General features: G+C 70.1%; 18 protein-coding genes and 1 pseudogene. 9 read left to right on the top strand and 10 right to left on the bottom strand.

Annotation, left to right across the window (positions count from 1 at the left end):
* Window positions 1-50: 50 nt before the first annotated feature.
* Window positions 51-557 (top strand): M15 family metallopeptidase, encoded by a 507-nt coding sequence (locus tag ACZ1DY_RS20190; RefSeq protein WP_465485691.1) that lies wholly within the window; start codon window positions 51-53, stop codon window positions 555-557.
* On the opposite strand, the gene ACZ1DY_RS20185 is transcribed toward ACZ1DY_RS20190, so the two are convergent.
* Window positions 547-1,548, bottom strand: coding sequence for a saccharopine dehydrogenase family protein (locus tag ACZ1DY_RS20185; RefSeq protein WP_465485355.1), 1,002 nt, complete (start codon window positions 1,546-1,548; stop codon window positions 547-549). The two genes, ACZ1DY_RS20190 and ACZ1DY_RS20185, sit on opposite strands and share 11 nt — an antisense overlap.
* 99 nt (window positions 1,549-1,647) lie before the next feature.
* Here ACZ1DY_RS20185 and ACZ1DY_RS20180 point away from each other — a divergent pair, with 99 nt between their 5' ends.
* The gene (locus tag ACZ1DY_RS20180; RefSeq protein WP_465485354.1) at window positions 1,648-2,574 is read left to right on the top strand and encodes a helix-turn-helix domain-containing protein; all 927 of its coding nucleotides are present in this window, start codon (window positions 1,648-1,650) and stop codon (window positions 2,572-2,574) included.
* A gap of 95 nt (window positions 2,575-2,669) precedes the next feature.
* Here the strand turns inward: ACZ1DY_RS20180 and ACZ1DY_RS20175 are convergent, their stop codons facing one another.
* The 4 genes from ACZ1DY_RS20175 to ACZ1DY_RS20160 are packed head-to-tail and all read right to left on the bottom strand — an operon-like array spanning window position 2,670 to window position 7,461.
* Window positions 2,670-3,494: an SGNH/GDSL hydrolase family protein gene (locus ACZ1DY_RS20175; RefSeq protein WP_465485353.1), complete on the bottom strand. Its 825-nt coding sequence runs from the start codon at window positions 3,492-3,494 to the stop codon at window positions 2,670-2,672.
* Between the two features lie 10 nt (window positions 3,495-3,504).
* The gene (locus tag ACZ1DY_RS20170; protein WP_465485352.1) at window positions 3,505-4,761 is read right to left on the bottom strand and encodes a carboxyl transferase domain-containing protein; all 1,257 of its coding nucleotides are present in this window, start codon (window positions 4,759-4,761) and stop codon (window positions 3,505-3,507) included.
* Entirely contained in the window at window positions 4,754-6,172 is a 1,419-nt protein-coding gene (locus tag ACZ1DY_RS20165) for an acyl-CoA synthetase (protein WP_465485351.1), read from the bottom strand. The genes ACZ1DY_RS20170 and ACZ1DY_RS20165 overlap by 8 nt, the downstream gene beginning before the upstream one ends.
* 11 nt (window positions 6,173-6,183) lie before the next feature.
* On the bottom strand, window positions 6,184-7,461 hold the full coding sequence (locus tag ACZ1DY_RS20160; RefSeq protein WP_465485350.1) for an SLC13 family permease: 1,278 nt from the start codon (window positions 7,459-7,461) through the stop codon (window positions 6,184-6,186).
* A 145-nt stretch (window positions 7,462-7,606) separates the two neighbouring features.
* Here ACZ1DY_RS20160 and ACZ1DY_RS20155 point away from each other — a divergent pair, with 145 nt between their 5' ends.
* On the top strand, window positions 7,607-8,311 hold the full coding sequence (locus ACZ1DY_RS20155; protein ID WP_126732230.1) for a FadR/GntR family transcriptional regulator: 705 nt from the start codon (window positions 7,607-7,609) through the stop codon (window positions 8,309-8,311).
* Here ACZ1DY_RS20155 and ACZ1DY_RS20150 read toward each other — a convergent pair.
* On the bottom strand, window positions 8,308-8,916 hold the full coding sequence (locus tag ACZ1DY_RS20150) for a TetR/AcrR family transcriptional regulator (protein WP_465485349.1): 609 nt from the start codon (window positions 8,914-8,916) through the stop codon (window positions 8,308-8,310). The two genes, ACZ1DY_RS20155 and ACZ1DY_RS20150, sit on opposite strands and share 4 nt — an antisense overlap.
* A gap of 93 nt (window positions 8,917-9,009) precedes the next feature.
* Between ACZ1DY_RS20150 and ACZ1DY_RS20145 the strand changes: the two genes are divergently transcribed.
* On the top strand, window positions 9,010-9,900 hold the full coding sequence (locus tag ACZ1DY_RS20145; protein WP_465485348.1) for an alpha/beta fold hydrolase: 891 nt from the start codon (window positions 9,010-9,012) through the stop codon (window positions 9,898-9,900).
* Window positions 9,901-10,140: 240 nt separating this feature from the next.
* Here ACZ1DY_RS20145 and ACZ1DY_RS20140 read toward each other — a convergent pair whose 3' ends face one another.
* Window positions 10,141-11,310 carry an aminotransferase-like domain-containing protein gene (locus tag ACZ1DY_RS20140; protein ID WP_465485347.1) on the bottom strand — a complete coding sequence of 390 codons (1,170 nt, stop codon included), beginning with the start codon at window positions 11,308-11,310 and terminating at the stop codon, window positions 10,141-10,143.
* Window positions 11,311-11,421: 111 nt separating this feature from the next.
* Between ACZ1DY_RS20140 and ACZ1DY_RS20135 the strand changes: the two genes are divergently transcribed.
* Entirely contained in the window at window positions 11,422-11,772 is a 351-nt protein-coding gene (locus ACZ1DY_RS20135) for a hypothetical protein (protein WP_257487223.1), read from the top strand.
* Here ACZ1DY_RS20135 and ACZ1DY_RS20130 read toward each other — a convergent pair.
* Window positions 11,769-12,991, bottom strand: a pseudogene (locus ACZ1DY_RS20130) (FAD-binding protein). The gene ACZ1DY_RS20135 and the pseudogene ACZ1DY_RS20130 overlap by 4 nt on opposite strands.
* Window positions 12,992-13,062: 71 nt before the next feature.
* Between ACZ1DY_RS20130 and ACZ1DY_RS20125 the strand changes: the two are divergent.
* The 4 genes from ACZ1DY_RS20125 (at window position 13,063) to ACZ1DY_RS20110 (ending at window position 19,161) form a co-directional block, all read left to right on the top strand.
* Entirely contained in the window at window positions 13,063-14,301 is a 1,239-nt protein-coding gene (locus ACZ1DY_RS20125; RefSeq protein ID WP_257487225.1) for an ArsB/NhaD family transporter, read from the top strand.
* 12 nt (window positions 14,302-14,313) lie between these two features.
* Window positions 14,314-15,084, top strand: coding sequence for an IclR family transcriptional regulator (locus ACZ1DY_RS20120; RefSeq protein WP_465485346.1), 771 nt, complete (start codon window positions 14,314-14,316; stop codon window positions 15,082-15,084).
* 32 nt (window positions 15,085-15,116) lie between these two features.
* Entirely contained in the window at window positions 15,117-16,292 is a 1,176-nt protein-coding gene (locus ACZ1DY_RS20115; protein ID WP_465485345.1) for a 4-hydroxybenzoate 3-monooxygenase, read from the top strand.
* A gap of 193 nt (window positions 16,293-16,485) precedes the next feature.
* A complete protein-coding gene (locus ACZ1DY_RS20110) occupies window positions 16,486-19,161 on the top strand; it encodes an ATP-binding protein (protein ID WP_257487228.1) in 2,676 nt (891 codons plus the stop codon).
* A gap of 18 nt (window positions 19,162-19,179) precedes the next feature.
* Here the strand turns inward: ACZ1DY_RS20110 and ACZ1DY_RS20105 are convergent, their stop codons facing one another.
* Window positions 19,180-20,943 carry a bifunctional sugar phosphate isomerase/epimerase/4-hydroxyphenylpyruvate dioxygenase family protein gene (locus tag ACZ1DY_RS20105; protein WP_465485344.1) on the bottom strand — a complete coding sequence of 588 codons (1,764 nt, stop codon included), beginning with the start codon at window positions 20,941-20,943 and terminating at the stop codon, window positions 19,180-19,182.
* Window positions 20,933-21,781 carry a shikimate dehydrogenase gene (locus ACZ1DY_RS20100; protein ID WP_257487230.1) on the bottom strand — a complete coding sequence of 283 codons (849 nt, stop codon included), beginning with the start codon at window positions 21,779-21,781 and terminating at the stop codon, window positions 20,933-20,935. The genes ACZ1DY_RS20105 and ACZ1DY_RS20100 overlap by 11 nt, the downstream gene beginning before the upstream one ends.
* Window positions 21,782-21,793: the final 12 nt, after the last annotated feature.

Here is a 21,793-nt window from a genome sequence, read left to right as displayed (position 1 = left end):
CGCACGTCGCCGCGATCGGGTTCGCACAGGCGTCGGCGAAGGTCGACGGCATGAAAGAACTCGTGCTCGCGGCGATCACCCGCGTCCTCGCGATACTGCTGCTGATCCCGGCGTGGCTGCGGTGCCCCGGCCAGGCCCGGCGGATCGCCTGCGGCTGGGCGCTGTCACTGCGGTTCCCCGCCGAAAACCTCGCCGGGCTCACCGCCGGGACGCTCGCCGCGTTCACCGCCGCCAGGACCGAGGCGTTCTGGCGGCACCGCACGCTCCTCGGCGTCACCTCGGGGCATCGGGACGCCGCCGAACAGCATCGGCTGTACCTCGCTGAGACCGCCCGCGGCGGCAAGCGTGTCCTGCCGCCGCAGGATTCCGCACACGTCGGCGGTACCGCGCTGGACGTCCGGCCGCGCGAAGGAGCGCAGTGGCTGGAGGACCACGGCGCCCGCTTCGCGCTCTACCGGATCTACGACAACGAATGGTGGCATTTCGAGTACCGGCCCGGGGATGTTCCGCCCGCCAGGCTGCCGCATCCGGGCTGGCGGGCCGGTGTCACCCCGTGACGGTGATCCGCGGCGCCAGGGCCGCCAGGAAGTCGGCCGCGTCGAAGACCTCGCCCGCCGAAACGACCCCGGTCGCCTTGGTCCGGCCGTCGAGCACTCGCTGGACGGCCTCCACCACCAGCGGAGCCGTGATCGCGTAGATATCCTGCCCCCGCGCGACGATCCGCCGTTCTTCGCCGCCGGATCGCACCACGACGTCGACCACGAACTCCTGCGAGGACGGGCCGTCGGCGGGAGGCGCGGGGGTCTCGGGTGTCACGACCTCGCGGGCCGCGTTCACGGTCATGTACGTGGTCACTTCGGGAATGTCGAGGTGACTGGGGACGGTGACGACGTCGGCCATCGTGAACTCGCCGAGCACGGCGCGGGTCCCGAACGGTGCGGGGAAGTCCCAGTCCAGCTCCGGCAGCGCGTCGTCACGGTGTTCGATCCGGCCGCGCGCGAAGCGGATCCGCTTTCCGTCGCGCCGCTCCCGCGAGACCTTGCCCGCCGCGCGGGTCCCTTCCGTCGGGTACCAGCTGCTCAGCCCGTAGGCGACGTGTGCTTCGTCGGCGGACGTCCAGTCCCCCATCGCGGCGGTGACCATCAGATCGCCGAGGCCGCCGAAGAACGCCATCGCCGGGATCACCGTCGCTCCCGCGGCGCGCTCGCCGAACTGAGCGAAAGTGTCGATGTTCGCTTCGAGCTCCGCGGCCACGTCGAGGTACGGGACGCCCGCCCGCAGCGCCGCTTCGATCACCGGAGCGGCAGTGTCGGCGAACGGCCCGGCGGCGTTGATCACCGCGTCCGCGCCCGCGAACGCGCGGTCGAGCGAAGCCGGGTCGTCGACCGACGCCTGCCGGACGTCGAGATCGGGCAAAGGCAGGCCGCGCAGTTTCGCCTCGTCGCGTCCCACGGCCAGCACACCGAATCCGCGTTCGCGCAACTCCGCCACCACGAACCGCCCGGTGTGCCCGTAGGCCCCGAACACCGCGACGTCGTACGTACCCATGGTTTCTCCTGCCCTCGGTCGATCCACTGTGGACCATCCTGTCGGCCGATCCGGCCGATCGACAGTGTCCGGAACGCCATCATGCGTACACTTTCGGACATGAGTACGGTCGCCCTCGCCGCCACGGACGGGATGCTGCAGTTCGAGCTGTCCATCGCCCACGAGGTCTTCGACACCGGCCTGTACGAATTCGGCGTCTACGGCTCGAAAGCGGTGAAGGTCGGGCGATTCCTGCTCGAACCGGACCACGGGCTCGACGAGCTGAAGCGCGCCGGCACCGTCATCGTCCCCGGCTGGGCGGACATCGACGTCGATCCGCCGCCGGATCTGGTCGAGGCCGTGCGCGCCGCCCACGAAGGGGGCGCGCGGGTGGCGTCCCTGTGCACGGGCGCGTTCGTGCTGGCGGCCGCCGGGCTGCTCGACGGCCGCCGGGCGACGACACACTGGGCGCACACCGACGTCCTCGCCGCCCGGTTTCCCTCGGTGGAGGTCGATCCGGACGTCCTCTACGTCGACAACGGCAGCGTGCTCACCTCCGCGGGCAAGGCCGCCGCGATGGACCTGTGCCTGCATCTGGTCCGGTCCGACCACGGTTCGGCGGTCGCGAACACCATCGCCCGCCGCCTCGTCGTCCCGCCGCACCGCGCGGGCGGGCAGGCCCAGTTCGTCACCGCACCGGTGCCCGATCAGGACGACCACCCGCTCGGCGGCCTGCTCCCCTGGGTCACCGAGCGGCTCGACCGGCCGCTGACCGTCGAGGACCTCGCCCGGCACGCGAACATGAGTTCACGCAATCTGGCGCGGCACTTCCGGTCGGCGACCGGTACGACCCCGCTGCGCTGGCTGCTGACCCAGCGCATTCGCCGCGCTCAGGAACTGCTGGAGCGGACCGACGACAGCGTCGACCTGATCGCGGAGGCCACCGGGATGGGCACCGCCGCCACGCTGCGGCGGCACTTCAACCGCACGGTCGGAGTGCCGCCGGACAGCTACCGCCGTACTTTCCGCGCGGCTGTCGGTCGGTAAGGCCAAGCGGCGGGCCGGGTGTCGCGAAAGCCACTTTCGCGACGTGTGATGTCCCGAAAGTGGCTTTCGCGACACGGTCGGCCGCCCCGCGCCTCTCAGGAGTGCAGCCGGGCCGTGACCAGGTCCGCGACGGCCGCCATCCCGGCCTCGTTCGGGTGGTACGGCACGCGTCCCGGCGCGGCCACGTACCGCTCCATCCACGGGACGGTGGCACAGGCGTCGTGGTCCGCGCTGATCGCGGCCGCCGGGACCAGGGTGGCCCGTTCGGCGCGGGCCGCCCGCCGGGTCGCCGCCGCGAGACGGTCCGCGACCTCGCGTTCGAAGACCAGCTGCTCCGGGGTGAGGGGAACGCCGTCGCAGGCGGGCGCCGTGCGCGGCACGATCGTCAGGTAGTCGACGACCAGCACCCGCGCCCGCGGCGCGCGCCGGTGGACCTCCGCGACGACGGCGCCGATCTTCTCGTGCACCGTGCTCAGCGCCGCGCGGACGGCGTTCTGGTCGACCTGGCCGCAGTTCGCGCCGCCGGTGTTCTGACAGCCGTAGGTGAACAAGCTCCCGACGTAGCCGACGTCGTTGCCGCCGATGGTGACCGTCACGAGCCGGGTGTCCCGGGTGACGGCCTCGATCTGCGGCGGCTGGCCGGCCTGCCCCGAGGTGAGGATGTTCGCCGTGGTCGCGCCACTGCAGGTGACGTCGGTGAGGGCGAATCCGCGTTCCGCGGCCACGAGAGTCGCGTAGTTCTTCGTCGAACGTCCGCAGGCCGCGGGGGTTCCGGGCTGCTGCGGCGGGATTCCCGGCCCCGCGGCGAAGGAGCTGCCCATGGCGACGTAGCGGGCGGCCCCGGCGGCTTGGCCGGGCGGCGTGACCAGGAGACCGAGCGTGACCGCGGCGAGCACCGCGACGGACATCCGCTTGAACATGTCGAACCCCTTATCTCAGGAAGGTGACCGGTTCCGGTCCCGCGATGCCGTCGATGACACCGAGGGCGAGCAGATCTTCGGGACGTGGCTTCAGCGCGTCGGCGAGGGCGGGGATCTCTTCGGGACCCCGTTTGAGGATCCCGGCCGCCAGTTCCGGGGCGATGACGGAGAAACAGGCGTCCGGGGTGAGCCAGATCCGGTCCGCCGAGCAGAGGGCGAGCGCGCCGCCCGAGCCTCCTTCCCCGATGACGAGAGTCGTGACCGGCACCTCCGCCGCCGCGATCGCGCCGAACAGTTCGGCGATGGCGTTCCCCGCCCCGGCCGTTTCCGCGGCTGGATCGGCGGCCGCGCCCGGGGTGTCGACGAGGGTCAGCACCGGCAGCCCCAGCCTGCCGGCGAGGCGGATCAGCCGGGTCGCCGTCCGGAAACCGCCGGGCGTGGTGGCGGTCCCGTTCTGCGCCGCGAAAGCGATCGGCCGCCCGCCCCTGTTTCCGAACCCGCAAAGAATTCCGTCGTCGGCGCCGCCCCGGAGGGTGACACGGGTGTCGAAGTAGTCGTCGAGGTAGGCGTCCGCGCGGGGCCGGTCCGCCGACCGCGCGCGCTGGACGGCTTGCCAGCCGTCGGCCGCGGAGTCGAGGGCGCCGAGCGCGCGGGGCAGATCCGCCGGGCGGTTCCGGGAAGCACCGGTCAGCAGCCCGAGCCAGACCTCCAGCCGGTCGGCGATCGCGTCCTCGGCCACGAGTTCGTCGACATATCCGGCCGCGTACTGGTTTTCCGCCGTGTACGCGGGATCGTCGGCGTACCGCTCCGGCCGCACCCGGCGTCCGGCGAACCCGACTTGAGCTCCGGGGACGGCGAGCACGACGTCGGCGTCGGCGCCGAGGGACGCCCACACCCCGCCGGTGGTGGGGTGCCGTGCGACGGTGATGTGCGGCAGCCGCTCTTCGCGCAGCAGTGCCAGACCGCGCGCGATCCGCTGCAGTTGCCGCAGCGCGGGAACGCCCTCCTGCATCCGGGTCCCGCCCGTGGACAGCAGCGAGACGACGGGAAGCCGGTGCGAGCGCGCCTCGTCGAGCGCCCGCTCGATGAGCGCGCCGGTGCCGGTCCCGACCGAACCGCCGAGGAAGCCGAACTCGAAGCGGATCACCACGACCTCGTGGCCGCCGATCTTCGTGCGTTCCCAGACCACCGACTCGTCCGCGCCCGTGCGTTCCCTGGCGCGTGCCAGGGAAGCGGCGTAACCGTCCCAGCCCAGCGGGTCAGTCATGGAGAGCCCGCTTGAGGACCTTGCCCATCTCGTTGCGGGGCAACGCTTCCAGGTAGTGCACGACCCGCGGCCGCTTGTGCGGGGACAGCAGTCCGGCGACGTGGTCGGCGAGTTCTCCCGGCGATGGCCTGTCCCCGGCGGGGACGATCCAGGCCACGATGCGCTCGCCGAGGTCTTCGTCCGGCTCCCCGGTGACCGCAGCCTCCGCGACCCCCGGATGTTCCAGGAGCGCGTTTTCGATCTCGCCCGCGCCGATCTTGTAGCCGCCGCTCTTGATCAGGTCGGTGGCCCGGCGGCCGACGATGCGCACGTAGCCGTCCGGATCGCGGATCGCCATGTCTCCGGTCTTGAACCAGCCGTCGCGCAACGCGGCTTCCGTGGCGTCCGGCCGGTTCAGGTAGCCGAGGAACAGGTTCGGGCCGCGGACCTCGATCTCGCCGACGGACTCGTCGGAGAGCGGTTCTCCGGCGTCGTCGACGATCCGCAGTTCGACGCCGGGCACCGGCGGGCCGACCGCACCGGGCCGCCGGTCCCCCGTGACGCGGACACCGCAGTTCATCAGCGTTTCGGTCATGCCATAGCGTTCGACGACCCGTTGCCCGGTCGCGGCGGTGATCCGCTCGTGGTCGGTCGCGGGCAGGGCCGCCGAACCCGAGACCAGCAGCCGCGCCGCGCCCACTCCGGCGGCCAGCGCGGGATCGGCTTCGCAGTCGGCGGCGAGCCGGTGGTACATCGTCGGGACACCGAAGAGCATCGTGCCCGCGCCGGCTAGTTCCTTCGCGGCCGCTTCGGTCGAGAACCGGCCGAGGTGGTGCAGCGAGCCGCCCCGGCGCAGCGGGCCGACCACGCCCAGGATCAGGCCGTGCACGTGGAAGAGCGGAAGGGCGTGCACGAGGACGTCGGCGTCGGTCCAGTCCCAGATCTCCGCGAGCGCGTCGAGATTCGACGCCACCGCCCGGCGCGGGAGGAGGACACCCTTCGGCGGTCCGGTGGTGCCCGAGGTGTAGATGACGAACGCCGGGCTCTCCGGATCCGGTTCCCCGCCTCGCCACGGTGTGCCCGAGGTGTCCAGCTCGACCGGGAGCCGCGGCAGCACATCGAGTTCCGGCGGCAGCTCCGCGTCCGGTGCGGCCAGCACCAGGTCCGGCACGCTGTCGGCGACGATATGCGCCAGTTCGCGTGATCCGGCCTTCGGGTTGATCGGTACCACGGGGACGCCGGCGGCCAGCGCGGCGACGATCGCGACACAGGTCCGCAGGGTCGGTGTCGCCCACACCGCGACGCGCGGGCGTCCGGCCAGCCTGGCGGCGAGTGGTCCCGCGACGCACGCGAGTTCGCCGTAGGTCAGGGATTCGTCGCCGAACCGCAGGGCGACGCGGTAGCTCTTCCCGGCAGTCAGTCCGGACAGCATGGATCTCCTCCTCAACCCCAGTTGGGCACGACGAACACGAGCCAGGCGACCAGCGGCACGACGGCCACCACGAGCGCCCCGTAGACCAGAAGTTGTTTGAAGAACTTGTCGCGGTCGACGTCCTTCGCGTTGGCGAGGACGAGCGCGCCGTTGGTGGAGAACGGACTGACGTCCACCATCGTCGCCGAGACGGCGAGGGCGGCGATCATGCCGACCGGCCCGATCGTGCCCTGCGCCAGGAACGGCACGGCGAGCGGGATGAGCGCACCCATCAGCCCGACCGACGACGCGAAGGCGGACACGACACCGCCGATGTAGCAGAGCAGAAGCGCCGCGAGCAGCGGGATCCCGACGGTCGTGACCGCGTTGCCGACGTAGTCGATGGTGCCGATCTCCTTCAGCACCGCCACGTAGGTCAGCACGCCGCAGATCAGCAGCACGGTCGGCCAGGTGATCTCGGAGACGGCGGAGCGGCTGGTCTTGGGCCACGCGACGCTCAGCAGGACGGCGACGGTGATGGCGGTCAGGCCAGGGTCGAGGTCGAACACGAGGGTGCCGACCACGAGCGCGACCAGGCCGGTCAGCGTCACGATCTTGGGGCCGTCCAAGGGAATCCGCTGTTCGTGCGGCAGCGGTTCCTCCTCGGTCTCCGCTCCGCCGGCGCCCGCCGTCACGAGCTGGCGGCGACGCAGTTTGGTCCCGCCGAGTACGACGAACAGGACGCCCGCGATGGCGAGGTTCATGCCGAGGCTCGCGAGGAACAGCACCACGGGGCTGCCCGCGATGTGGTTGCGTTCGACGATGCCGTTGACGATCGAGCCGTAGACGCTGATCGGCGAGAATCCGCCGCCCTGCGCGCCGTGCACCACCATCGCGCCCATGAGCAGCGGACTGATCTTGTAGCGGGCGGCGAAACCGAGCGCGATCGGCGCGACGATCGCGCAGGCCGCCGGGCTCACCGCGCCGATCGCGGTCAGCGCGCCGGTGACCACGAACATCACCCACGGGATCAGCGCGATCCGGCCGCCGACCAGGCGCACGGCCGCGGCGACCAGCCAGTCGGTGGTGCCGTTGGCCCTGGCGATGGCGAACAGATAGGTGACGCCCACCAGCACCACGAAGATGTCGCCGGGGAATCCGGCGAAGATGCCGTCGGTGTCCAGGCCACCGGCGAGGGTGCCGACGAGGAACGCACCGGCGAAGGCGAGCGCCCCCATGTTGATCGAACGGGTCGTGGCGAGAGCGAAGATCACCACGAGAACGAGGATCGAGATCAGCTGGGCGGACATGACCGTCCTCCTTGACGGCGGGAGCCCCCTGGCGAGTGGCCGAGTGGACTAGTGGCTGAGCCACTTTCCCTGTGACGGCGACCACCTGTCAAGCCATGAGTGGTAAATTGGCTAAGCCACTTGTCCAGTCGTGGGAGGGGACCGAGTGCCGGAGGCGTTGAGCCGGTTGAACCGGGCGAAGCTCTACGAGCAGGTCGTCGAGCGGATCAAGGCGCACGTCGAGGAGTCCGGCCTGCACGCGGGCGACAAACTCCCCAGCGAACGCGACCTCGCCGAGCGGCTCGGGGTCAGCCGCGCGTCGATCAAGCAGGCGATCGTCGTGCTCGAGGTGCAGGGCCTGCTCGAGTCCCGGCACGGCGGGGGCACCTACCTGCGCAACGATCACCTCGACGTCGAACCGGTCGACGAACTGGTCGCCCGCCGCAAGCGGCTTCCGGAAGTACTCGAAGCCCGCGAGGCGATGGAGACCAAGCTCGCGGAGCTGGCCGCGTCGCGACGATCCGACGCGGATCTCGCCGCCATCGACGCGGCACTGGAGTACATGAAGACCGAGATCGAGGACGGCGGGCACGGCGCCGAAGGCGATCGCCGGTTCCACGAAGCGATCACCGCCGCCGCGAACAACGCCATCCTCGCCGAGTTCATGCGGTCGATCGACACACAGATCGCGGAAAGCCGCAACGAGTCCTTGCGGCAGCCCGGCAGGCCGTGGCGTTCACTGAGCCAGCATCACAACATCGCCGAGGCCATCCGGAACGGCGACCCGAAGGCGGCCGCGAACGCGATGCGACGGCACGTCCAGACCGTCAGCAAGGTCCGGCTGCTGACCTGGGACCCGCAGGCCGACTAGCGCTTCAGCAAGCCGTTCGCGGCGATCCCGGTCGCCGCGGCGAGCAGGGCACGCAGCTGTGCTTCGTCGCGACGCAAGGCGTCCGGCCGCCAGCCGAGGCTGATGATCCCGTTCCACGCCGCCCACAGCACGGTCGCGGTCTCTTCCGGGTCGACGTCCCGCAAGTCGCCGGCCTCCACCCCTTCACGCACGGCGCGCACGAGCCGCGCGTTCTGCTCGGCGACCGACCGGGCGAGCCGTTCCGCGAGTTCGTGCCCCGCCGCGTAACCGCCGGGCTCGCGGGGGAACGCCAGCATCCGGAAGTAGTCGGGGTTGGCCAGATAGAACGCCAGGTACTCGTCGGCCGCGGCGTAGATCTGCTCGATCGGCTTGCGACCGGGGACATAGGCGCGGTCCATGTACTCGCGATCCGCCTGGAGCGCGCGCTCCACCACCGCCGCGTGCAGGCCCGCCTTCGAGCCGAAGTGGTTGTAGAGGGAGCCGACCGAGACCTTCGCCCGCTCGGCGATCTCCTCGACCGTGACGTCGTCGGCCGGACGTTCCCGAAAGACCTCGTCCGCGGCACGCAGCAGCGCGGCGATCGTCCGTTCCTTGCGCGGGTCCACCCTGGAAGCCTAGCGGTTCTTGTAACCATTGCAAAAACCACGCTACAGTTCTTGCAACGGTTACAAGAACTATCCCGGCGAAAGGCGGCGGGCATGACGAACTGGGCGGGCACCGGCTGGCGGGATCCCCGGCTCGGCGCCGCGAAGGAGGCCGAACTCCCCTCGGGAACCGTGCGCTACCACGAGAGCGGGACCGGGCCGACACTCGTGTTCGTCCACGGCTACCTGGTGAACGCGAACCTCTGGCGCGCGCTCGTCCCGTTGCTCTCCCCCGCTTTCCGTTGTGTCACACCGGATTGGCCGCTCGGCGCTCATCTGGCCCCGATGCGCCGCGACGCCGACCTGACCCCGCCCGGGATGGCCGCCGTGATCGCGCAGTTCCTCGACGCGCTCGACCTGACCGACGTCACGCTGATCGGCAACGACTCCGGTGGCGCCTACAGCCAGATCACCGCCACGACGTATCCCGGCCGCATCGCGCGACTGGTCCTCAACAGCTGCGAAACCCCGGAATGCTCTTGGCCGCCGGAACCCGGCGGTTTCGGGCTCCTCAAGGCGACCGCCGCCCATCCCGCGACCTACCGCGCGCTCTATCAGGCGTTGCGGATCCGCCGAACGTGGCGTTGGCGCAACACGTATGGGTGGCTGGCCAAGTACCCCGTCGACGCACGGGCCATGGAGAGCTACATCGGCCCGGTGCTGACCGATCCGGCGATCCGCCACGACGGCCGCAAGGCCATCGGCAGTGTGTCGGCGCGGTACAGCCGCGAGGCAGCCGCCCACCTCGCGGCCGGGTTCGGCAAACCGATCCTGCTGGCCTGGGCCGCCGAGGATCGCGTGTTCCCGCTCGCCAACGCCCAACGGTTCGCCGAACGACTGGACGCGCCCTTGAAGACCATTCCCGACAGTTACGCGTACACGGCCGAGGACCAGCCGGTGAAGACGTCAGCCGTGATCACCGAATGGGCGCGGCAGCTTCTTTGAGAGGCCTCGCGTGACCGGATGGACGACACGCGTGATCAGGCGGACGACACGCGTGACCGGCCGGACGGCACACGTGATCAGAGGGACGGCACACGCCCGCGGCCGGTCCGCCGCGTGTCGTCCATCTGGACACGCGTGTCGTCCGTCGGATCACGTGTGTCGTCCCTTGAGACACGGTCGGTTCCAACCCGCATCGCCCCTCGCGGCCGGGCCGGTACGAGACCCCGGACGACGCTTACCTCACTGCGCCAGCGCTTTGCCCAGCCGCCGCAAACCCTCGGCGATCGTCTCCGGCGCGTGCGTCGCGAACGACAGCCGCAACGCCGACCGATCCGGCTCCCCCACCTGGAATGCCGAGCCTGGCACGAAGGCGACGTCCTGCCGCAGCGCCTCGGGAAGCAACCGGTCCGTGTCCGCGCCGCCGGGAAGGGTGACCCAGACGAACATCCCGCCGTCCGGGTCGGTCCACGTCGTCCCGGGCGGGGTGATCGCGGGCAGCTCGGCCAGCATCGCGTCACGGCGCACGCGGTATGTCGCGCACAACTTCCGCACGTGCGCGTCGAGATCCGCGATGGCCAGATATTCGGCCGCGGCCGCCTGATCGACGGTCGAACTGTGCAGATCGGTCGCCTGCTTGAGGATCGTGACGCGGCGCAGGAGGTCCGCGGGCGCGCGGAACCAGCCGAGCCGCATCCCCGGGGCGATCACCTTCGAGAAGCTGCCGAGATAGATCGTGCGCCCGGCGAGTTCCGGACGGGCCGACAACGGTTCCTCGCGTTCGCCGCGATACCGCAGCTCGTGGTACGGATCGTCCTCGACGAGCCAGAACCCGTGGCGCGCGATCACCTCAGCGAGCGCACGCCGTCGCTCCGGGCCGATCGTGCGCCCGGACGGATTCGAGAACGTCGGGACGAGGTACAGCAGCGCAGGCCGTTCCCTGGCCGCGATCTCGTCCAACGCGGCCGGGTCGATCCCCTCCGCGTCGCCGGGGACGGGCACGACGCGCGCCCCGGCGAGCTGGAAGCATTGCAGCGCCGACAGGTACACCGGTTCCTCCACCAGCACGGTGGCTCCGGGATCGAGCAAGGCGGTGCTCAGCAGTTGCAGGCCCTGCTGTGAACCCGTGGTGATCAGCAGATCGTCCACAGTGGTCGCGAGCCCGCGACCGGACAGGCGCCGCGCGAGCAGCTCGCGCAGCCGCGGATTCCCTTCGGTGGGCGAATACTGCAACGCGGACTCGTCGGCGAGCGCCCGGCCGAAGGCGGCACGAAGGCCGTCCACATCGAACAGTTCCGGCGCGGGCATGCCACCGGCGAACGAGATCACGCCAGGGCGGGCGGTGAGCGCGAGCAGGTCGCGCACGGGAGAACTGGTGACGCCGTCCATACGACGGGCGAGGGGAAGAGACATGAAGGCTCCTCGGGAGAAACGTGCGGCTCCAGTGCAGCAGCCGGGGATCTTCCCGCGCGAGCAAGCAACTGCCGCCACGATAGCAGTTTCGCCCGCCCCTAGGCTTGTGCCGTGCCTCTCGTGGAAATCACCTACGCGCCCCATCTTCCCGATGCCAAGCTGCGTGAGCTCGGCTCGGTTCTCCCGCATCTCGTGTCCGTCGCCGTGGAGTGCCCTGAGGAGCCGTACGACGGCGACCTCCAGCCGGGCGACGTGGAACTGCGTTTCCGCGCACCGGGACCGTTCGACCGCTTCGGGCTCGATCTCCTGGTCGAGGTCCGGTCGAAGTGGTTCCCGAGCCGGGCGGACAACCGCCAGGAGCGGGCAGACCTGCTGCGCACGAGTATCGAGGCCGAGACCGGGATCGACGACGTCGGCGTGTACCTCTCCCTTCCCGTCGCGGCGTGGTCGCAATCGGACTAGCTCTCCCCGAACACGTGCCGCCGGGCGAACGGGTTCCGGAACTTGCCGTCCGGGTCCAGTTCGTCGGCGAGCGCCCGGAAATCGGCCAGCTTCGGGTAGTCCGCGCGCGGTGGAAGAGCTTCCCCCAGTGCGGCCGGACGTCGAACGGGGCGAGCCGTTCCTCCATCACGGGTAGCAGCTCGCGGACCGCCTTCTCGTCCGGCAGCCAGGTGAAGTGCAGCGCCAGCCGGTCGCCCCCGTGGAACGGGCTGAGCCACAGGTCGTCCCCCGCGACCGTGCGGATCTCCGAAGTGAGCAGGACGGGTGCCAGCCGGTGCCCGAGTTCGCGCATCGCCTCCATCGCCGCGACGGCGTGCCGGATGGGCACGAAGTACTCGGTCTGGAGTTCGTTCCCGATGCTGGGCGTGAAGTCCAGGCGGAAATGCGGAATCCGTTCGTGCCACGGTCCGGTGATTCCGAGCTGCCGCGTGCAGTTGTCCGCCGGGATACCCGCCGCGTGGGCCGGATGCCGTGGCCCGTCCGCCGCCGTCGCGCCGAAGAAATCCTCGCCAGGCTGTCCCGGTCCTTTGACCCAGACCTGGTCGACCTCGTCGCGGGCCCAGTTCGTGAACAGGCTGACGCTGTACCCGGCGTCCTGGATCTCGTCTAAGTGCTCGTACACCGCTTCCCAAGCCAGGCCGTCGAAGACGTCCTGCCGGAGGTCGAACGACGGCACCAGGTCGAGGGTCAGCCGGGTCACCACCCCCAGCGCGCCGAGGCCGACGACCACGCCGTCGTGCCGGGAGAACGTCTTCAGCTCGCCGTCGGCGGTCACCAGCTCCAAACCGGACACCGCCGACGCCAGGCTCTGGTTGCGCCGGCCGGAACCGTGGGTCGCCGTCGCGACGGTGCCCGCCACCGTGCAGTGCGGCAGTGACGCGAGGTTGGCCAGCGCGAACCCGGCGGCGTGCACCTGGACGGCGATGTCGCCGTAGCGGGCCGCCGCGGGCACCGTGACCGTCGCCGACTCCGTGTCGAGGCCGGCTTCCACGTCGAGCGTGGACAGATCGAGCAGGACGCCACCCGGACTGTCCGCGATGTCGTTGAAACAGTGCCTGCTGCCGAGCGCCTTGACCGCGCTCGCGCCGGCGACGGCCTCCTGCACCTCCCCGATCGTGCGTGGCCGGAGGATCCGCTCCGCGGAGAAGGTCTGATTTCCCGCCCAGTTCGTCTCTCGCACCAGGCCCAGCCTAGATTGCCGACGTCGGCTTCATCCGGAGGAGGTTCGCCCTGACAGGCATTCCCGGCGAGATGGTGTCCATCGCGCTCTTGCTGGTCGTCCTGGCCTTCGCGGTGATCCGGCCACGCGGTCTCCCGGAGGCGGTCGCCGCCGTCCCCGCCGCGGCGATCGTCCTGGTGACCGGAGCGATCTCGTTCCCCGACGCCCTCGACGAGGTGACCAGGCTCGCCCCGGTCGCCGGCTTCCTCGCCGCGGTGCTCGTCCTGGCCAAACTGTGCGACGACGAGGGGCTGTTCCAGGCGGCCGGGACGCTCATGGCGCGGTTCAGCCGGGGACGGCCGCGACGGCTGCTGCCCGCGGTGTTCGTCGTCGCCGCGGCGGTCACCGTGGTGCTCAGCCTGGACGCCACCGTCGTGCTGCTGACCCCGGTCGTGTTCGCCACCGCCGCGCGGATGGGCGCGCGGGCCAAACCGCACGCCTACGCCTGCACGCATCTGGCGAACTCGGCCTCGCTGCTGTTGCCGGTGTCCAATCTGACCAATCTGCTCGCCGTCGCCGCGACCGGCATCTCGTTCCTGCGGTTCACCGCGCTGATGGCGTTGCCCTGGCTCGCGGCGGTGCTCACCGAATACCTGGTGTTCCGCCGGTTCTTCGCCGCCGACCTCGCGGCCCGGCCGCGGGGCGGGAAAGCGGTCCCGGCCGGGAAGGTGCCGACGTTCGTCCTCGTCGTCCTCGGCCTGACGCTGGCGGGATTCGTGCTCACGTCGCTGCTGGACGTCAGCCCCGCGTGGGCCGCGTTCGCGGGCGCCGCGGTCCTCGCTTGCCGTGCCCTCGTGCGGCGGCGGACCTCTCCCGCCGCGATCGTGCGGTCGGCGAGCATCCCTTTCGTCGCTTTCGTGCTCGCGCTGGCGATCGTGGTCCGCGCGGTCGTCGACAACGGACTGGACGAGGCGCTGAGCCACCTGGTGCCGACCTCCACCTCCTTCCCAGCCCTGCTCGGCGCCGCCGCGGTGGCGGCCGTCCTCGCCAACCTGATCAACAACCTGCCCGCCGTGCTGGTGCTGCTGCCGCTCGCCGCCGCCGGCGGGACACCGGTGGTGCTGGCCGTGCTGATCGGGGTCAACCTCGGGCCGAACCTCACCTACGTCGGCTCGCTGGCGACGTTGTTGTGGCGGCGGATCCTGCACCGCCACGACACCCGGCCGGAGCTGGGCGAGTTCACCCGGCTCGGGCTGCTCACCGTCCCGGCGTCCATCGTGCTCGCCGTCGGCGGGCTGTGGCTCGGGCTCGCCCTGACTTCCACTCAGTGAGAAGATGGGCGGATGTCCGGGAATCTGTCGACACCCGGCGCCAGCGTCACGTCGCGGGCGTTCGCGCTGCTCGGCGCCTTCGACGTCGACCATCGTGAGCTTTCGCTGACCGAACTCTCGCAGCGGGCCGGCCTGCCACTGCCCACCGCGCACCGGCTCGCCCGCGAACTCGTGGGTCTGGGCGCGCTGGAGCGGCGCGAGGACCGGTACGCCGTCGGCAGACGGCTGTGGGACCTCGGGCTGCTCGCGCCCGTCCAGTTCGAACTGCGGCAGGTCGCCGCGCCCTTCCTCCAGGATCTCTACGGCGCGACCGGCGCGACGGTGCATCTCGGCGAGCGTGACGGCGACCAGGTGCTCTACCTCGACCGGCTCTCCGGTAACGCGTCCGTGCCGGTGGTCAGCCGGATCGGAGGACGCCTGCCGCTGCACGCCACCGGGATCGGGAAGGTCCTGCTGGCCTGGGCACCGGAAGACGTTCAGCGGCGAGTGCTCGCCTCGCTGACCCGCGTGACGCCGTACACCATCACGCAGCCCGGCCGCCTGCGCGAACAGTTGCGCCGCGTCCGGCGGGAGGGTTACGCGCAGACCGTCGAGGAGATGAGCCGGGGCGCCTGCTCGGTCGCCGTCCCGATCCGGCCGTCGGGCGGCGACGTCGTCGCGGCGCTCGGCCTGGTCGTTCCCGATCTGAGCCGGGGCCGGGCCCGGCTGATCTCCGCGCTCCAGGTCGCGGCCGCCGGTATCGGCCGGAGCCTGTCAGTTTCACTGAGTGGAAGCGACCGCTAGCGGTCCGGCCGACGGGCGACCAGACTCCGGTCATGCGTACCCCAGTCGCCATCGTCGGCGCCGGCCCCGCCGGACTGCTCCTGTCGCATCTGCTCGATCTGGCGGGGGTCGAATCGGTGATCGTCGAGACCCGCTCGCGCGAGTACGTCGAGGCGCGGATCCGGGCGGGCATCCTCGAACAGTCCACAGTGGACCTCCTTCGCGAGACCGGACTCGGCGAGCGGCTCGACCGCGAAGGCGACGAGCACCGCGGTATCTACCTGCAATGGCCCGAAGAACGGCACCACCTCGACTTCGTGGACCTGGTGGGCCGAAGCGTCACCGTGTACGGCCAGACCGAGGTGACGAAGGATCTCGGCAAGGCGCGCGCGGCGGCCGGGCAGCAGATCCACTACGAAGTCACCGACACCGCCGTACACGACATCGAGACCGAGCGCCCCTACGTCACCTTCTCCGACGCAGACGGCGTACAACAGCGGCTGGACGCCGATGTCGTCGTCGGCTGCGACGGCTCCTTCGGCCCCTGCCGCACCGCGATTCCCGACGCCGCCAAGCAGACTTGGGAACGCACTTACCCGTACTCGTGGCTCGGGGTGCTCGCCGACGTCGCCCCGTCGACCGACGAGCTCATCTACGCGTGGCATCCCGACGGTTTCGCCATGCATTCGATGCGTTCGGCGACGGTCAGCAGGCTCTATCTCCAGGTGCCCAACGGCACCGACATCGGCGACTGGTCCGACGACCGGATCTGGGAAGCGCTCGCGGCGCGGCTCGGCCACGGGCAGCACGGCTGGACCCTCACGCCGGGGCCGATCACCGACAAGAGCGTGCTGCCCATGCGCAGTTTCGTGCAGCAGCCCATGCGGCACGGCCGGCTGTTCCTCGCCGGCGACGCCGCCCATATCGTGCCGCCCACCGGCGCGAAGGGGCTCAACCTCGCCGTCGCCGACGTCGCCCTCCTCGCCCCCGCCCTGGCCGCTTTGCTGCGGGACAAGGACTTCGCGCTCGCCGACGCCTACTCCGACACCGCGCTGCGCCGGGTCTGGCGGTGTACGCACTTCTCGTGGTGGATGACGACGATGCTGCACCAATCCGGCGACCCGTTCGACCGGCAGTTGCAGCTTTCGCAGCTGCGATGGCTGGCGCGGAGTGAGGCGGGACGGGCGGGTCTGGCGGAGAACTACGCGGGTTTGCCCATCGGCTTCTGAGGATCGCCGTTTCGCGGCGACATGCGAGGCCGGCCGTCGATCCACCGGCCGAGCGGGCCACGGACGTCGGCTGGATCCCTTCGCCACGGAATTCGCGCGGGATGACCGCGGCCGCCATTTTTCGGTGACGATGAAAGTCTCGCGACCTTCGGACACTTTCCGGCAGGCAACGATACCTTGATCGTCCTGTAGCATGGAGCCGACGCCGCGACGAGGGGTTGATCGCATGGTCTATTCCAGACAGCCCGGCCACCGGATACTGCTGGTACTCGACGTGGAGGGATTCGGCAGCGCCGAACGCCAACGGAACCCCGTTCAAGAAGCCGTTCGCGACGGACTGTATCAGGTTTTGCGCTGGGCACTCAACGCGGCGAATATTTCCTGGGAAGACTGTTATCACGAGGATCGCGGCGACGGTGTCCTCGTACTGGTGGCACCCCAGGTGCCCAAGGCGCCGTTCGTCGAATCGCTGCCGCAGATGCTCATCAAGGCTCTACTGCAATACAACGAAAGCGCTGCACGGCCCGAAGAACGCATCAGGCTCCGCATGGCTCTGCACGCTGGCGAGATCAAACACGACCCTCAGGGCGTCACCGGGCCGTCGATCATTCGCGCATTCAGGCTGATCGAAGCACCCGCGTTGAAAACATCGCTCGCGCAGTCGCCGGGCGTGCTGGCGTTCATCGTATCCGACTGGTTTTTCGAGGAAGTCGTCCAGAACAGTTCGATTGACGATCCCAGCCGCTATCAGCCGGTGACCGTGAAGGTAAAGGAGACGAACACCCGCGCCTGGATCTGCCTTCCCGACCATCCGTACCAGCGCGAATCCGAACAATTGACGGAGATTTCCGCACCGAGGCAGTTGCCAGCCAGATCGGGACTGTTCACCGGTCGCATTCGTGAGCTTGCCGAACTGACCGCTTCGTCGATCGTCGACGCCGAGTTCAAGGGCACCACGCCCATCATGGTGGTCAGCGGCATGGGCGGAATCGGCAAGACCTGGCTGGCGTTGGAATGGGCGCACGAGAACATCGACCGGTTTCCGGACGGGCAGCTCTACGTCAACCTGCGCGGCTACGACCCGTCCGGTGCGCCGGTGGCGGCCGAGGTCGCCATCCGCGGTTTCCTGGATGCCCTGTGCTCCTCACAACGGGACATCCCCGTCGGTACCGCCGCGCAGGCCGCGCTGTACCGGCGCAAGGTCGCCGACCGGCGCATGCTGATCCTGTTGGACAACGCCCGCGGTGGCGCTCAGGTGGTACCGCTGCTTCCTCAGAGTTCCAGCTGCACCGTGCTGATCACGACCCGGCACCAGCCCACCGAACTGATCGTCGCCCACGGCGCACGACCGCTGAGCCTGGGCACCCTGAACGACGCCGAAGCACGCGAACTGCTGACCAAACGTCTCGGACCGCACCGCGTCGAGGCCGAGCCCGCCGCGGTGAAGGACCTGGTGGGCTACTGCGCCGGGCTGCCGCTGGCGCTGAGTATCGTCGCCGCCCATGCGGCCGCCCACCAGGACTTCCCGCTCGCGGCGCTCGCCACGGACCTGGGTGATGCCTCGGCCCGGCTGGACGCGCTGGACGGCGGTGGGCTCTCCGCGAACCTGCGCACCGTCTTGTCCTGGTCCTATCAGACGCTCGACGCGCAGACGGCCGAGGTGTTCCGGATGCTCGGGCTGGCCCCGGGCCCGGATATCGGCGAGGTCGCCGCGGGGGTGCTCACGAATCTGAAGACCGACCAGGCACGCAACCTGCTGAGGCGGCTGGAGGAAGCGCACCTGTTGCAGCGGTACTTGCCGACCAGGTACCGCATGCACGACCTGGTCCGCCTCTACGCCGCCGAATGGGCTGGGCAGGACGACCAGGCAATGGGCAAGCTGCACAGGCTGATCTCGTACTACATCCACGCCGGCTACGCGGGCGAACGAATGCTCTACCCCGACCGGAAGAAGGTCGAGATCGGCGACGCTCCGGTCGGGTTCGAGCTGCCATCCTTCACCGACGACAGCTCCATTCTCGCTTGGTTCGACCAGGAACACCCGTGTCTCATCGCCGCTCAAACGACCGCCGAACGACTTGGCTGGCAGACGCAGGTGTGGCAACTGGCGTGGATCCTGCACGGATATCTGTGGCGACGCGGCCACCTCCACGAACAGCGGACCACCTGGGAGGCCGGGCTGGCCGCCGCACGCGCGCTGGAAGACGCCACGATCGAAGGACTGGCCCACCGGCTGCTGGGTCAGGCATACGCGCGGTCGCAGCGGCTCACCGAAGCCTTGGAGCACCTGTACCGGGGGCGCGAACTGGCCAAGGAGACCGGTGACACACACGGCGAGGCTCGTTCGTACTACGACCTGATCATGGTCTGGCGGCTGCAGAACAACGACCAGCTCGCGCTCAACCACGCGAAAGAGGCGTTCCGGTTGTTCGAGCCCCTGGACAACCTCGTGTGGAAGGCGGAAGCACTCGATCGAATGGGGTGGCACCAAGCGCGGCTCGGTCAGTACGACGAGGCCCGCTCCTCATGTGAGCAGGCACTGGCCTTGTTCCGGGACGCCAGCAATCGGCAGGGCCAAGCAGTCACCCTGGACACACTCGGCTACATCGCCCACCATTGCGGCGAATACGATCTGGCGCTGGACCACTTCCACGAATCCTTGGAACTGTGCCGGGACCTGGGGGCGACGTACTACGAAGCCGACACCCTCGAACATCTCGGCCAATCCTTGGCAGCGCTTCGGCGCCGAGCCGAGGCTCGCCTGGTGTGGCAACAGGCTCTACGGCTCAACCGGACCCAGGAACGAACAGCCGACGCGGACCGCGTCGCGCAGCAGCTCGCCGCACTCGACGACGAGTCCGTCAGCTGACGCGGCCCCGGCCGAGGTTCAGCGCGTCAGGCTGAGCCGCCGTTCCCGATGCGCGGTCATGTACACCGGCGTGTTCACGACCCCGTATCCGCGATACCCGCCGATCCGTTGCACGACCTCGAAGAACACCCGCGAGCCGACCAGTTCGGTGCAGAAGTGCAGGAACTCGCCGGACGAGTCCCGGTCGTACAGCACCGAATTCTCCCGCAGGGCGGCCGAAAACGGCAGATCGAACCGCGCGTCGAGGTCGTCGTAGTAGTTACCGGGGATCGAAAGCAGTGGCGCACCCGCCTCCCGCATGGCCCTCGCGACGGCGATCGCGTCGTCGCACGCGAGGGCGATGTGCTGGGGCGAGGGCACTCCCGGTGCCCACTCCCCTCGCCGCACCAGGGCACTGTCCAAGGTCAGGCGGACGTCCCGGTTCCCGACCGCCCGGCTGCGCACGAGCCCGAACGGCGCCGCGAATTCGGACACCGGCTCAGGCTCCAGGCCGAGTACCGAACGGTAGAACAGCGTCGCCTCGTCGAAGTGGTCGAAAGGCTGGGTCAGGGCGACGTGGTCGATGCCGGTGATCCCCGTCCCCGCCGGGGCCGCTCCGGTGGGAACGAAGTCGCGAAGCCATTCTTCGTTGCCACAGAAGAAGATCTCGGTCCCGTCCGGGGCGGCGACGGCGGACAGGTCCGCCTCGTCCGGGCCGTGTTCGCGTGGCAGCACCGGCGCGAGCAGGTCTTCCGCGCGCCGTGCCGATCCGGCCGGGTTGGCGCTGGTCAGGCCGAGCGCGCTGATCGTGCCCTCCGCGGCGGCTTCGTTCACCAGCAGCCGCGCCGATCCCTGTCGCCACAAGTGGACCGGTTTCGAGCGATGCGTTCCGACGTGCGTGAAACCGAGTTCCGCGAGCACGGCGCCCGGAACCGCGAGCTCCGCGAAGGCGTGCCCATCCAGCCGGGGCGCCTCGGGAACCGCAAGGGCACCAACGGATTCGCGCAGAGCCACCAGTGATCGCATCGCGTCGACGGCCGCGGGCCGCGGATCCGCCTGCCGGAAGACGTCGTTGAACACCTCCAGCGAGAGCGGCCCTCGATATCCCGCCGCCAGGACGTGGCCGGTGAACGTGGCCAGGTCGAACGCGCCTTGTCCCGGGAAGAGCCGGTGATGCCTGCTCCAGTGCAGCACGTCCATGTCCAGCAGAGGCGCGTCGGCCAGTTGCAGGAAGAAGATCTTCTCCCCCGGGATCGTCCGGATCGCGCGGGGATCGCTGCGCCGCGACAGGATGTGGAAGCTGTCGAGGCAGACTCCCAACGCCGGATGGTCGGCCCGCCGCACGATCCGCCACGCGTGCTCGTAGGTGTTCACGAACCGGCCCCACGCGAGCGCTTCGTAAGCGACGCGGATTCCGCGCGACGCGGCCAGCGAAGCCAGCTCGTGCAGTTGCTCGGCGGCGAGATCGTCGTCGTCGACGGCGTCGGGCGAGACCGACGAACACACCAGGACGGTGTCGGCCCCGAGTTCGGCCATGAGGTCGAACTTCCGCCGTGCCCGGCGGAGATTCGCGCGGAGCACGTCCGGCGGCACCGCCTCGAAATCGCGGAACGGCTGGTAGAGATCGATCGTGAGGCCGAGGTCGGCGCACAGCCGCCGGATCTCCGACGGCGTCCGCCGGGACGCGATCAGGTCGTTCTCGAAGATCTCGACGCCGTCGAAGCCGGCCGCGGCGGCCGCGGCGAGCTTGTCCTCGAGCGTGCCGGAAAGGCAGACGGTCGCGATGGCGGTGTCACCGGACATGGGCGGGTTTCCCTTCCAGCGCTTCGAAATGCCGGAGCATCCGGTCGGCGTCCGGCTCCGCGCCGGTGAACAGGCGGAACGAGTCCGCCGCCTGGAAGACGACCATTCCGCCACCGTGCAGCGTCCGGCAGCCCCGCTCCCGCGCCTGCTTGAGCAGCGCGGTCTCCAACGGGCGGTAGACGATGTCGGCCACCCACATCCCTGGGCGCAGCGACTCGGCGGGAACGGGCGAACCCGGATACGCGGCCATCCCGGTCGGCGTGGCGTGGACGAGGCCGTCGGCGACACGGATGTCATCGAGGGAACCGGTGAGGGCCCGGTCGTCGCCGAACCGCCGCAGCAGCGCGGAGACCAGGGTCCCGGCACGCGCCGAGTCGACGTCGTGGACGATCAGCCGCCCGGCCCCCAGTGAAAGCAGGGCGTGTGCCACGGCCGCGCCCGCCCCACCCGCGCCGAGGAGGACGACCGTGTCCATCTCGGCGTCCGGCAGGCCCTGGATGAGGTTGCGGGCGAAACCGGTCGCGTCCGTGTTGTGCCCGGTGGCGAGCCCCTCGCGGAACACCACCGTGTTGACCGCGCCGAGTGCCGCGGCGTCCGGCGCGACCTCGTCGAGATACGGCAGCACCTGTTGTTTCACCGGATGCGTCACGTTGAGACCGTCGAAGCCCGCGGTCCGCGCCGCGGCCAGCACTTCGCCGATCGGCCGCCTCAGCACGTCGAGGTCGAGCCGCCGGTAGAGATAGCGCAGCCCGAGCTCGTCGGCTTCCCGTTCGTGCAGCGCCGGGCTGAGCGACGGCCCGATACCGGTACCGACCAGGCCGATGAGGTAGCTGGTCACCAAGATCCTCCG

The sequence above is a fragment of the Amycolatopsis sp. PSD-21 genome (genome assembly GCF_055561455.1).
Note: the sequence above shows the minus strand (reverse complement) of the source record. Positions and strands in the feature narration are given on the sequence as shown.

Coding starts and splice junctions, on each gene's coding strand:
- ACZ1DY_RS20190 (WP_465485691.1), top strand. CDS start 51: ATGAAAGAACTCGTGCTCGCGGCGATCACCCGCGTCCTCGCGATACTG.
- ACZ1DY_RS20185 (WP_465485355.1), bottom strand. CDS start 1,548: ATGGGTACGTACGACGTCGCGGTGTTCGGGGCCTACGGGCACACCGGG.
- ACZ1DY_RS20180 (WP_465485354.1), top strand. CDS start 1,648: ATGAGTACGGTCGCCCTCGCCGCCACGGACGGGATGCTGCAGTTCGAG.
- ACZ1DY_RS20175 (WP_465485353.1), bottom strand. CDS start 3,494: ATGTTCAAGCGGATGTCCGTCGCGGTGCTCGCCGCGGTCACGCTCGGT.
- ACZ1DY_RS20170 (WP_465485352.1), bottom strand. CDS start 4,761: ATGACTGACCCGCTGGGCTGGGACGGTTACGCCGCTTCCCTGGCACGC.
- ACZ1DY_RS20165 (WP_465485351.1), bottom strand. CDS start 6,172: ATGCTGTCCGGACTGACTGCCGGGAAGAGCTACCGCGTCGCCCTGCGG.
- ACZ1DY_RS20160 (WP_465485350.1), bottom strand. CDS start 7,461: ATGTCCGCCCAGCTGATCTCGATCCTCGTTCTCGTGGTGATCTTCGCT.
- ACZ1DY_RS20145 (WP_465485348.1), top strand. CDS start 9,010: ATGACGAACTGGGCGGGCACCGGCTGGCGGGATCCCCGGCTCGGCGCC.
- ACZ1DY_RS20140 (WP_465485347.1), bottom strand. CDS start 11,310: ATGTCTCTTCCCCTCGCCCGTCGTATGGACGGCGTCACCAGTTCTCCC.
- ACZ1DY_RS20125 (WP_257487225.1), top strand. CDS start 13,063: ATGGTGTCCATCGCGCTCTTGCTGGTCGTCCTGGCCTTCGCGGTGATC.
- ACZ1DY_RS20120 (WP_465485346.1), top strand. CDS start 14,314: ATGTCCGGGAATCTGTCGACACCCGGCGCCAGCGTCACGTCGCGGGCG.
- ACZ1DY_RS20115 (WP_465485345.1), top strand. CDS start 15,117: ATGCGTACCCCAGTCGCCATCGTCGGCGCCGGCCCCGCCGGACTGCTC.
- ACZ1DY_RS20110 (WP_257487228.1), top strand. CDS start 16,486: ATGGAGCCGACGCCGCGACGAGGGGTTGATCGCATGGTCTATTCCAGA.
- ACZ1DY_RS20105 (WP_465485344.1), bottom strand. CDS start 20,943: ATGTCCGGTGACACCGCCATCGCGACCGTCTGCCTTTCCGGCACGCTC.